We start from the raw sequence: 10,597 nt of genomic DNA on the forward strand, positions 1-10,597 counted from the left end.
TTTTTAAAATAAGTGACCTGGATGATAACGGAAAGCACCTCCACCAGATAGATAAGGCCCACAATGGCGATGAAGACAGGCATCTGCATCATATAGGCGCTGGAGGCCACAAAGCCTCCCAGGGCCAGAGATCCCGTATCTCCCATAAATACCCGGGCCGGATATACATTAAATAAGAGGAAGCCCAGAAGACTTCCCACAACGGCGCCCGTGATGGGGCTGATGCCGCTCTCCTCTCCCAGAGCCACCACGGTAAAAAAAGTGGCCACCAGGATCGTCACACTGGTGCAGAGTCCGTCCAGACCGTCTGTGAAATTGACGCCGTTGTCCGTTCCAAGGACGATAAAGAACAGGGCCGGTACAAAGAGCCACCCCAGATCCAGGAAATATCCGTTTTCAAAGCCGCCGGTGAAGGGGATCAGCATTTCCGTTCCCACCTCCCCGGAGGTCATCAGATAATAGGCGAAGATCCCCGTGATCACGATCTGGCCCAGAAGCTTCTGTTTCGGATTCAGCCCCTCGGACCGTTTCATGACGATCTTGATATAGTCGTCCAGAAAGCCGATGATCCCGAAGCCCACGGTCATGAACAGCACCGGGATGATCCGGGGATAATCTTTCATATAAAAAAGGGACGTGATCACAATGCTGGAAAGGATGATCAGTCCCCCCATGGTAGGCGTCCCCTGTTTTTTTAAATGGGCCTGGGGACCGTCCTCCCGGACCTGCTGGCCGAACTTTAATTTATGAAGGAATGGGATCACGATGGGGCAAAGCGCCGCACTGACCGCAAAGGCGATGATGACCGCCAGGATTGTCTCATTAACCATATTGCACCTCTGTCTCTTATGTATTGGGTCTTTTTAGTATACGTCCTTTTAAAGAATTAATCAATGGGAAAACACCATTTCCTTGTTTTCTGTCCGGATCTTCATGGGACAGACGCCCAGCTCTTCTTGTCCGCTGAGGGCGGACAGGAAGATGCATGGCTGAACGCTACGTTTCATTTCCAGGCAGCAGCCCAAGATAAGGAAGGATGTTCTCAAAAATGTCGGCAATGACCGGGGCTGCGATGGTTCCGCCGTAGTAGATCCCCACCGGTTCGTCAATGGTGATGAGGGCAATGACCTGGGGATCGTCAGCCGGGGCAAAGCCCAGAAAAGAAGAGATATACTTTTTCCGGCTCCTGGGAAGCTTTTCCGAGGTGGCCGTCTTTCCTCCGATCCGGAAGCCCTCCACCTTTGCCCGTTTCCCGCTGCCCTCAGCCACCACCTGCTCCAGGATATGCCGCATGGTCCGGCTGGTCTCCTCCGATACCACATTTTCCCTTACGGGATACGTAAACTCCCGCACCAGGGAGCCGTCCCGGCTCTCCGCCTTTATGGCAAAATGGGGTGTGATCCGGTTTCCTCCGTTGATGATGGAGGAGGCGGTGGTCACAAGCTGGATGGGAGTGATCTGGAACGACTGTCCAAAGGAGACCGTGGCCAGTTCCACCAGGCCCATATTTTCCTTCTTATGCATAATGGTGGCCGCCTCCCCGGGAAGGTCGATGCCTGTTTTCCCCAGCAGGCCGAACTGCTGGAAATAATCGTAAAAACGCTCCGCTCCCAGCCGCTGTCCCACATCGATGAACACCGGATTACAGGAGTTCATGGCTCCCTGTAAAAAGGTCTCGCCGCCGTGACCGCCCACCTTATGGCACCGGATCTTCCGGTCCTCCACGATCCGGAAGCCCGGACAGGAAAACCGGTCCTCCAGGGAGACCACTCCGGCCTCCAGGCCAGCCGCGGCCGTGATGATCTTGAAGGTGGAGCCCGGCTCATAGGTATCGTTGATGCACCGGTTCCTCCACATGGCGTTCAAAAGATCCTGTTTTTCCTTTCCGGAAGCGGCCCCATCCCCCTCTGCCAGGGAAAACGGGGCGTTGAGATGAAATTCCGGGGCATTGACCATGGCATAGATCTCCCCGTTCTGAGGGTTCATGACAATGACCGAAACGGCCCTGGCCCCCTTCCGCTCCATCACCTGGTATGCGGCCTGCTCTGCGTATTTCTGGATGTTCACGTCCAGGCTCACAGTCAGGGTGTTCCCGGCCACCGGCTCCAGCCGCTCCTCTGCGGCATTTTCCACCTCCACGCCTTTGGCATCGGACAGGGTAAGGATCTTTCCGTCCCGGCCCTTTAAGTATTTTTCGTACATGACCTCCAGGCCGATGATCCCCTGGTTATCGGCCCCTGTAAAGCCCAGGACCCGGGAAGCCAGGCTGTCGTAGGGGTAATACCGCTTATAATCCTCATCCACCTTGACGCCAGCAAAGCCATGGGAGCGGATCCGGTCTCCGTCGGCCTTATCCACATTGGTCTTTATGATCTCCCGGGAGGAGCGCTTTTCCACCTTTTTGCGGACCTCTGCATCAGGCAGCTCCAGCTCTTCGGAAAGCATCCGGATCACCGCCTCCGGCTCCTCCACCTGGTTATGGACCACGGAGACCGTACAGACCGTCCGGTTGGAGGCGATGACCGTGCCGTTCCGGTCCACGATCTCCCCTCTGGCCGCCTTGATGGTCCGTTCCCTTTCATGGAGATCGTCGGCCATGGCGCTGTAATGCTCTGACCGGAAGATCATCAGATAGCCCAGCTGGCCGCAGAGCCCGGCCATAAAAAGCGACAAAAACGCCATGGTCACCAGGATCCGTCTCCTGTGATGGGTCAGAAAAGAGCTCATGACGCCACATCCATGTCCGTGTTTTGTTACTCATTATATTTCATTTCACCGGAAATTATGAATGGCTGATCCCAAAGACTGCCTCCGCCTTCCCGATCCGTTTCTCGATCTGGGCATAAAAGTCCCCATTCCTGTCATAGGGAGTCAGATAAAATTCCTTTAACACATACATGCTGAGGTTCCTGGACAGGATCCCTTCTGTATCCTCCCGGACGATCCTGGAAAGCTCCTTTAAAAAATAATGCCATCTGGAAATATAGGCATCATATTTTTCCGCTTCCGGCATATCGATCCACTTTTTCACCCTGATCTTGGCCCGGTTTGTCTTCCGGCACTCCCTGACCTGGAGAAAATACTGGAAGCTCCCGTTTTCATACAGCCGCCCCAGAGGGAAGATCCGGCAGATCCCCGGGCGGAAGCTGTGGACCGTACAGCGTCCGTTCTGATCCAGGAACGTGCATCTTTCCCCCACCCCTGTCATTTTTAGATTGGGGAGGACGATCCCATCCACCACATTCAGTTCTAAATTTTCAGTCAGAAGCGTCTCTGCTCCCACTCCTGTCCCTTCTGCCAGACGGTGCATATCCAGGGGATCCAGGACCACCGACCGGCCCATGCCCGAACAGCAGGCAGAGCAGCCTGCACAGCCGCCGCAGTCTGCTCTTACCATATCAGAAAGCCCGTAGAGCCTTCCGTCTGAAATCTCATTTAAATCGATCTGTCTTTCCATCCGTCACCTCTCTGTATCTTCGTCCCCGGCGGTTCTGGGCCGCCGGAATGCATCCCATCTACTGGGGCTCTGTTTCCCCCTGGCCTTCCGGAGCGTTTTCTGGCCCTGGGGCCGGAGGCGTTTCCGACAAAGTCTCAGAGGCCGCCCCTCCAGGGGTCTGGCCGCCTCCGGCCACGGTGTCGGGAAGTCCCAGCCCGTCGTCATAAGGCACGACCTCCTCACCGGCCGGCTCGGTCTCCGGAATGGTCTCCCCGTTTTCATCGGTCATGGGCTCCGTTTCCTCTGCCTGGGTCTCTCCGTCTCCAGCTTCCCCTCCGGGCTCCAGACCGCCCTGGTTCTGGTTGGTGATCCCCTCACCCTGGGCCGCCAGGCTCTCGTCCTCGGTCCCGGCCACATCCGTATCCGGGAAAATATTCATATAAGGAAGGACTTCTGTCATAATCTTCTGGAACACCTCTGTGGCAAAGGTACTGTGGGCCTGTTCCTTTCCCGGCAGATTGGGCGTGTCGATGACCACATAGGTCAGGACCTGGGGATCGTCGGCCGGGGCAAAGCCCGCAAAGGACAGCAGGTAATTGTTGGCAGACCGGGGCAGCTTCTGGGCCGTTCCCGTCTTTCCACCGATCTTATATCCGGCCACCCGTCCTGCCTTACCGGTGCCTTCCTCACTGTCCACGGTCAGGAACATGGCGTTTCTTACAAAATCGCTGGTGGCCTGGGATACGGTCTCCCGCACCAGATTGGGTTCCACCTTCTTCACCACGGCTCCCTGGTCGTTTAAGATCTGCTTCACCACATGGGGCTCATAATAGGAGCCGCCGTTGATCACCGACGACAGGGCCGCCGCCATCTGGACCATGGTACAGTTGTACGTCTGACCAAAGGAGTTACAGGCCAGATCCGCCGCTCCCATGTTGTCTGCATGGAAGATCAGTCCGGCCGTATCGGCCTCGCCGGGAAGATCGATCCCCGTCTTCTGGCCAAAGCCGAAGATCTCCTGGTATCTGGCAAACCGTTCCACACCCATACGGGCTGCGATCTGCATCATCGCGTCGTTGCAGGATTTCATCAGGGTCTGCTCCACCGAAAGGATGCCGTGGCCGTAAATGCTGACGCACTTGATCCGGTGGCCGCCCACCTCCTGGGCGCCGTCGCAGACAAAGGTCTCCTGGGGGCCGATCACCCCCTCCTCCAGGGCAGCCGCCACCGTTAAAGGCTTGGCCGGGGAACCTGGCTCGAAGCTGTCGCTGACACAGAAGTTCCTCCACATCTGGTTCCAGGCCTCTGACTTCTGCTCCTCAGTCATGGCGTCGATCTGCTCCTGGGTGTACATAGCCCCCAGATTTCTCGGATCGTTGAGGTCATACCGGCGGTTGGAGGCCATGGCCAGGATCTCGCCGTTGTTGGGGTTCATCACCAGCACCGCCGCCGTCTTGCTCCCGATGCCGTTCATCCACTCGTCGATGTACTTTTCCACGATCTTCTGGATATTGGTGTCAATGGTGGAAACAATGGTGTTTCCGTTTTCCGCTGATTTGATGACCTTCTCCATATTGGATTCGGCGTCCAGATAGCCATACTCCCGGCCGTTGGTGCCGATGAGCTGATCGTTGTAAAACTGCTCGATGCCGCCGCTTCCCTGCTTTCCGTTGTCAAAGGAAAAGCCCACCACATTGCAGGCCACGGAGCCGTAGGGATAGACCCGCTTATACTCGTCCTCAAACCATACGCCCTGGACCCGCTTCCTGCTCCTGGAGTCTATATACTGCTTGTTCACCTCTTTGGCCTTTGCCTCGAAGGCCTCCTTTTCCTCTGCCGAAAGCTGTCTCCGGAACTTCACATAATAGGAATTCGGGTTTTCATTGATGGCTGAAAGGATCTCCTCCCGGTCGTATCCGAATACGTCCACCAGGGCCGTCACTGTGGTCTCCAGATAATTGGCTGAATCCTTATTGATCTGGTTGGGATCCAGGATCAGATTGTAGACCTTTTCGCTGGTGGCCAGGTAGGTGCCGTTCCGGTCCACAATGTCCCCCCGCCGGTAGGGCAGGGTACGGCTGTTGTAGGAGGACTGCTGGTTTAAGACGATCTCCGTATACTCCTCGTTCTTCTCATCCACCAGCATATAGAGCTTCACCGCAAGACCAAACAAAGCCAGCGTAATTACGAGGACCGTAACCGCCAGCTTTTCCTGCATGTATCTTGAGAATATTTTTTTGTGCTTGTTCTGACTACCGTTCCGGGATGTCTTCATACTGTCTAACATACTCGCTTTCTGTCTTGTTATACATCCTTACCTGGTCCTTATTGGCATAGACCATCCCCAGCTCCTCTGTGGCGATCTTATAGATATTGTCCAGATCGATGGACGTATTGATCCGGGTCTCCAGGGCGTCATTGTCCGCCTTCTTTTTTTCAATGGACGCCTCCAGGGCCTCGATGTGGTTGAGCCTGGCGGCAATGGAGGACTGGAGCTGTAAATAGCTGACACAGAAATAAAGGGTGCACACTGCGGCAATGGTCAGTACGATCACATACGGCAGGTCCATCTGGAGTGCTTTTTCCTGGTTTCTTCTGACAGTAACAGTACGGCTCTGGCTGCTGGCCTCCCGTCGGGGCTCCCTGGGTCTCTCCTGTCTTCTTTCCGGTTCCAGCTTTCTGGCCGCAGTCCCACTGACATATTCCGGCGCTGCCCCTCTTCTGGTCTTTGCTGCCATACTATCACTTCCTTTCCTATTCCTTATGATCCGCTCCGTTCAAACACACGGAGCTTTGAGCTTTTTGATCTTGTATTTTCTTCCAGCTCCTGTCCGCTGGGAACGATGGGCTTTCTTGTGATGACCTTTCCCCGGCTTTTCCTTCCGCAGACGCATACGGGAAAGTCCGGCGGGCAGATACATGGGTTTTCACAGGTCTTAAACCGTGTCTTGACGATCCTGTCCTCCAACGAGTGGAAGGTGATGATGGAAAGCCTTCCTCCTGGATTTAAAAGATCCACCATTGTATCGATGGATTCGTCCAGCACCTCCAGCTCATGGTTCAGCTCGATGCGGATGGCCTGGAAGGTGCGCTTGGCCGGGTGGCCTCCCTCGGCCCGTACCCTGGCCGGGATGGCGGCCTTGATGATCTCCACCAGCTCATCGGTGGTTTCGATCCGTTTCTCCTGGCGCGCTTTCACAATGTGCTTTGCAATATTTTTCGCAAACCGGTCCTCGCCGTAATCACGGATGATCCGGTACAGCTCCATCTCGCTGTATTCATTGACGATATCCGCGGCCGTTTTTTCGTTTCTCTGGTCCATACGCATATCCAACGGCGCGTTTTCCCGGTAGGTAAAGCCCCGCTCTGCCGTATCCAGCTGATAGGAGGATACGCCAAGGTCCAGGTAGATCCCGTCCACTTTTTCGATCCCCAGGCTGGACAGCACCTCTTTTATATTTCTGTAATTGCTCCTAACGATGGTAACCTTCTCTCCGTATTCCTTAAGCCTCCCAGAAGCTGCCTGGATGGCGTCTGCATCCTGGTCGATGCCGATGAGACGGCCTTTGGGGCCCAGCCGCTTTAGGACCTCATAAGCATGGCCGCCGCCGCCCAGGGTACCGTCCACATAGATCCCGTCCGGCTTAATATTCAGGCTGTCTACGGTTTCGTATAGGAGAACTGACTTGTGTTCAAAAATCATATGCCAAGACCTTCCATATTTTCTGCGATTTCTTCCATATCATCATACACGTTCTTTTCTGTCCAGAGCGCCTTGTTCCAGATCTCGATCCGGCTTCCGACTCCCACCAGGACCACATCCTTTTCCAGCTTCGCAAATTCCCGGAGGACCGCAGGGATCAGGATCCTGCCCTGCCTGTCCACCTCGCAGGCGCTGGCGCCGGCCAGGAAAAACCTTGTAAATTTTCTGGCATTGGCATTTGTAAGAGGAAGTGCGTGGAGTTTTTCTTCAAAGGATCTCCATTCGGAATTTTCGTACACAAAAAGACACCCGTCCAGTCCCTTGGTCACAACGAACTCATCGCCCAACTGTTCCCGGAACCTGGATGGTACGATCAAACGGCCCTTGGCATCGATTGTGTGACTGTATTCTCCAATGAACATCGTCTTCTCCTGTTGCCACCGCGCTCCATGGGGAACCACCGTTCCACCATTTAGCACCACTTTAACCCACTTTCCACCACTTCTTCTTTAATATTAGTACATATGAAAGAAAATAGCAAGGAATTTTTAAAGAAAAAACCGCCGGGAATCCTGTTCCCGACGGCCCCATCTGCTTTTAAGTTTTATTGGACAACAGGGGAATTTCTCCTCTTTCGTACCGCCCACCAACGGGCCAAACAAAAAACGTGAACTCAAAGACCGGCCCGCGCCGGTTCCGCTAATAGCCGGCCGCCATATACTGCTCGATCAAGGCATCCAGCTCCACACTGTACTGATATACGGCAGCGTAATCCTCCTTCTCATCAATACTCCGGTTCAGCTTTGCTCTCACACTCTCGATCCTCTGGATCAGCTTCTCACGCTCTTCATTCAACCCATTCATTTACACTGTTTCCTCGCTTTCTCCTGGTCCCTTCCTTCGATGGAACAGGAGAACAGCCAGGGAAATGACCGCGATCACCATGGATAATACCTGAGAGACTGCAAGTTCCGTTCCCGGGATCAGAAGCTGGTCCGTCCGGAGCCCTTCGATCCACGCGCGTCCGATTCCATATCCGGTAAGATAAATCAGTAACATTTCTCCTGTAAATTTCTTTCTCTTTCTGTACCAGAGCATAAATAAAAGAAGCCCCAGGTTCCACATGGATTCGTAAAGGAACGTCGGGTGGACCTGGATATACTCGATCCCGTTTTCCGTGATCAGATTCTCCAGAAGCTCCTGGGATATCATGCTTTCATTGACAATGCTCCGTTTGATCCGCATGGCGAACAGGCTGTCCGTATAGCCGCCGAAGGCCTCGCAGTTCATAAAGTTTCCCCAGCGGCCGATGATCTGCCCGGTCACAAGGCCGAGACAGGCGCTGTCCGCCATGGACAGGAATGAAAGCTTACGCTTTCTTGTGAACACGATCAGCGTGACCACTGCGGCGATGATCCCTCCGTAGATGGCCAGGCCGCCCTTCCGTATATTGAAGATCTCCGCCAGATGATCCTTATAATATCCCCACTGGAACACCACATAATAAAGGCGGGCTCCGATGATCGCAAAGATCACTCCATACAGCATGAAATCCAGATATATCTCCGGATCCTGCCCCCTCCTTTTAGCATCCTGCTGGGCCACCAGAAGTCCGGCGATCATTCCGATCCCGATGATCAGGCCGTAATATGCAAAGGATACTCCAAAAATGGAGAAGCTTTTTGTCATATTCTGGACGGATATCCCCAGGTGTATAAAGCTTAAATCTGCCCCTTCCGCCATATCAAACACTCCTTTTGTCGTTTATGTTTCCTATTTTACTCCGAAATACTACAAAAAGCAAATAAATTCGCATGACACCGTCTCCCTTATTTCGACAAAAGTTCCCGTTTCTGTTGTGCAGCCCACGCCCGTTTTCCTTGCATTTTTCATCCGGGGCTTATATACTGAAAGCAGAAAAAATACTGCTGAATGGAGGCAAAAAATGGATATCACTTCTTATTTAAACAGCCTGGAGGACTGCCGGGAAGCCCTGATACGCTTCCGCCGGGACCTGCACCGTCATCCGGAGCCAGGATGGAAGGAATTTTATACCACTGCCAGACTCATTGCCGCGCTGAAAGACCACGGGATCCCTGTAAGATATGGAAAAGAGATCCTTCACAGGGATTATCTCTGGGGTTATCCTCCCCAGAAGGAGCTGGACGTATGCATGGAGCGTGCCGTAAGCCAGGGAGCGGACGCCGGTATCATTAAGGAAATGGACGGCTTCACCGGGGCTATGGCTGTGATCGAAACCGGAAATCCCGGACCGGTGACGGCGCTGCGCTTTGATATCGACTGCAACGATGTGGGCGAGGATATGGACCCCTGCCGCCTTCCGGTAAAAAATGGCTTTTCTTCTGAAAACTGCGGATGCATGCACGCCTGCGGCCACGATGGCCACGCTTCCCTGGGGCTTTTCGTCTGCCTGGCCCTGAACGCCATCCGTAAGGATCTCTCCGGTGTCATAAAGATCATCTTCCAGCCAGCGGAGGAAGGCGTCCGGGGCGCCCAGTCCATTGCAGAAAGCGGCATCCTGGACGACGTGGACTGGTTCCTTTCCGGCCATCTGGGCATGGGCTGGAAAACCGGCGAGCTCCTGGCCCTGACCAACGGCTTCCTCTCTACTACAAAAATAGACGCAGTCATCACCGGCCTCTCCTCCCATGCAGGGGCTTCCCCCCAGGATGGCCATAACGCGATCCTGGCCGCCTGCTCGGCCACCCTGGCCATGCATACCGCCTGTCAGGACTCCCGGGGAGCCGCCAGGCTCAACGTGGGGACCATCTCCGGAGGCACCGGACGGAACGTGGTTGCAGACCGGGCGGTCCTCCAGCTGGAGACCCGGGGAGAGACCACGGAGATCGAACGCACCGTCTTTGGCCGGGCCATGAGCAGCTTAAAGGGCGCGGCTGAAATGTTCGGATGCACGGTGGATACAAAGATCATGGGCAGCGCCTCTGGCGCCGACAGCGACGACGCCCTGGAGCCCTTCATAAAAGCCGGGGCTTCCAGGATCCCGGAGATCACCCGCTACGTTCCCAGCGGAGGCTTCACTGGCTCCGAGGACGCCGCCTACCTGATGTCCAGAGTCCAGGCCCATGGCGGAAAGGCAGCCTACATGTGCATCGGCTGCGACATTGCGGCTCCCCACCACAACGCCCGGTTCGACATCGACGAGAACGCGCTGATGACGGGACTTAAGCTCTATGTTTCGGTTCTCTGGGAGCTGCTGGGCCAAAAGCAGTGATTTTTGCCTTGAGAAAAAGAAATGCATATGCTATGATTACTTGTGGCTTTGGACCCTTTTCCGGGCTCATGGCCCTGCGGTCTCCTAAAAGACCGGCCAGATGAAAAGCACCTTATATGCAATAGGAAAAGCAAAGGAGAATATAGACCCATGAAATTAGGTATCGGAGGACCGCTACCTGATTTTATATCTCAATAATCCTCAA

Annotated in this window: 10 protein-coding genes; 1 reads left to right on the forward strand and 9 read right to left on the reverse strand. The window is 54.6% G+C overall.

Annotated features, from left to right (window positions below):
* The 9 genes from mraY to lgt all read right to left on the reverse strand — a co-directional run.
* Positions 1 to 830, reverse strand: an 830-nt coding sequence (gene mraY, locus WIH05_RS06210) for a phospho-N-acetylmuramoyl-pentapeptide-transferase (RefSeq protein ID WP_337425136.1), incomplete at its 3' end; no start/stop codon positions are given.
* A 166-nt stretch (positions 831 to 996) separates the two neighbouring features.
* Entirely contained in the window at positions 997 to 2,727 is a 1,731-nt protein-coding gene (locus WIH05_RS06215) for a penicillin-binding transpeptidase domain-containing protein (protein ID WP_022273833.1), read from the reverse strand.
* Positions 2,728 to 2,782: 55 nt separating this feature from the next.
* Positions 2,783 to 3,457 (reverse strand): YkgJ family cysteine cluster protein, encoded by a 675-nt coding sequence (locus WIH05_RS06220; protein ID WP_022273834.1) that lies wholly within the window; start codon positions 3,455 to 3,457, stop codon positions 2,783 to 2,785.
* A 58-nt stretch (positions 3,458 to 3,515) separates the two neighbouring features.
* A complete protein-coding gene (locus WIH05_RS06225) occupies positions 3,516 to 5,723 on the reverse strand; it encodes a penicillin-binding transpeptidase domain-containing protein (protein WP_337425137.1) in 2,208 nt (735 codons plus the stop codon).
* Positions 5,689 to 6,174, reverse strand: a complete 486-nt coding sequence (locus tag WIH05_RS06230) for a septum formation initiator family protein (RefSeq protein WP_022273836.1) — start codon at positions 6,172 to 6,174, stop codon at positions 5,689 to 5,691. Before WIH05_RS06230 ends, WIH05_RS06225 begins: the two co-directional genes overlap by 35 nt.
* A gap of 23 nt (positions 6,175 to 6,197) precedes the next feature.
* Positions 6,198 to 7,139, reverse strand: a complete 942-nt coding sequence (gene rsmH, locus WIH05_RS06235) for a 16S rRNA (cytosine(1402)-N(4))-methyltransferase RsmH (RefSeq protein WP_022273837.1) — start codon at positions 7,137 to 7,139, stop codon at positions 6,198 to 6,200.
* Positions 7,136 to 7,561 (reverse strand): division/cell wall cluster transcriptional repressor MraZ, encoded by a 426-nt coding sequence (mraZ, locus tag WIH05_RS06240; protein WP_022273838.1) that lies wholly within the window; start codon positions 7,559 to 7,561, stop codon positions 7,136 to 7,138. The genes rsmH and mraZ overlap by 4 nt, the downstream gene beginning before the upstream one ends.
* A 277-nt stretch (positions 7,562 to 7,838) precedes the next feature.
* Positions 7,839 to 8,003, reverse strand: a complete 165-nt coding sequence (locus tag WIH05_RS06245; RefSeq protein WP_022273839.1) for an aspartyl-phosphate phosphatase Spo0E family protein — start codon at positions 8,001 to 8,003, stop codon at positions 7,839 to 7,841.
* A complete protein-coding gene (gene lgt / locus WIH05_RS06250) occupies positions 8,004 to 8,882 on the reverse strand; it encodes a prolipoprotein diacylglyceryl transferase (protein WP_022273840.1) in 879 nt (292 codons plus the stop codon). It abuts the gene before it with no gap.
* Between the two features lie 202 nt (positions 8,883 to 9,084).
* Between lgt and WIH05_RS06255 the strand changes: the two genes are divergently transcribed.
* Positions 9,085 to 10,392 carry an amidohydrolase gene (locus tag WIH05_RS06255; RefSeq protein WP_022273841.1) on the forward strand — a complete coding sequence of 436 codons (1,308 nt, stop codon included), beginning with the start codon at positions 9,085 to 9,087 and terminating at the stop codon, positions 10,390 to 10,392.
* Positions 10,393 to 10,597 lie beyond the last annotated feature (205 nt).

Origin of the sequence: Alitiscatomonas sp. (genome assembly GCF_037242085.1) — a bacterium.
Taxonomy (GTDB): domain Bacteria; phylum Bacillota; class Clostridia; order Lachnospirales; family Lachnospiraceae; genus Alitiscatomonas; species Alitiscatomonas aceti.

Coding starts and splice junctions, on each gene's coding strand:
- WIH05_RS06215 (WP_022273833.1), bottom strand. CDS start 2,727: ATGAGCTCTTTTCTGACCCATCACAGGAGACGGATCCTGGTGACCATG.
- WIH05_RS06220 (WP_022273834.1), bottom strand. CDS start 3,457: ATGGAAAGACAGATCGATTTAAATGAGATTTCAGACGGAAGGCTCTAC.
- WIH05_RS06225 (WP_337425137.1), bottom strand. CDS start 5,723: ATGTTAGACAGTATGAAGACATCCCGGAACGGTAGTCAGAACAAGCAC.
- WIH05_RS06230 (WP_022273836.1), bottom strand. CDS start 6,174: ATGGCAGCAAAGACCAGAAGAGGGGCAGCGCCGGAATATGTCAGTGGG.
- rsmH (WP_022273837.1), bottom strand. CDS start 7,139: ATGATTTTTGAACACAAGTCAGTTCTCCTATACGAAACCGTAGACAGC.
- mraZ (WP_022273838.1), bottom strand. CDS start 7,561: ATGTTCATTGGAGAATACAGTCACACAATCGATGCCAAGGGCCGTTTG.
- WIH05_RS06245 (WP_022273839.1), bottom strand. CDS start 8,003: ATGAATGGGTTGAATGAAGAGCGTGAGAAGCTGATCCAGAGGATCGAG.
- lgt (WP_022273840.1), bottom strand. CDS start 8,882: ATGGCGGAAGGGGCAGATTTAAGCTTTATACACCTGGGGATATCCGTC.
- WIH05_RS06255 (WP_022273841.1), top strand. CDS start 9,085: ATGGATATCACTTCTTATTTAAACAGCCTGGAGGACTGCCGGGAAGCC.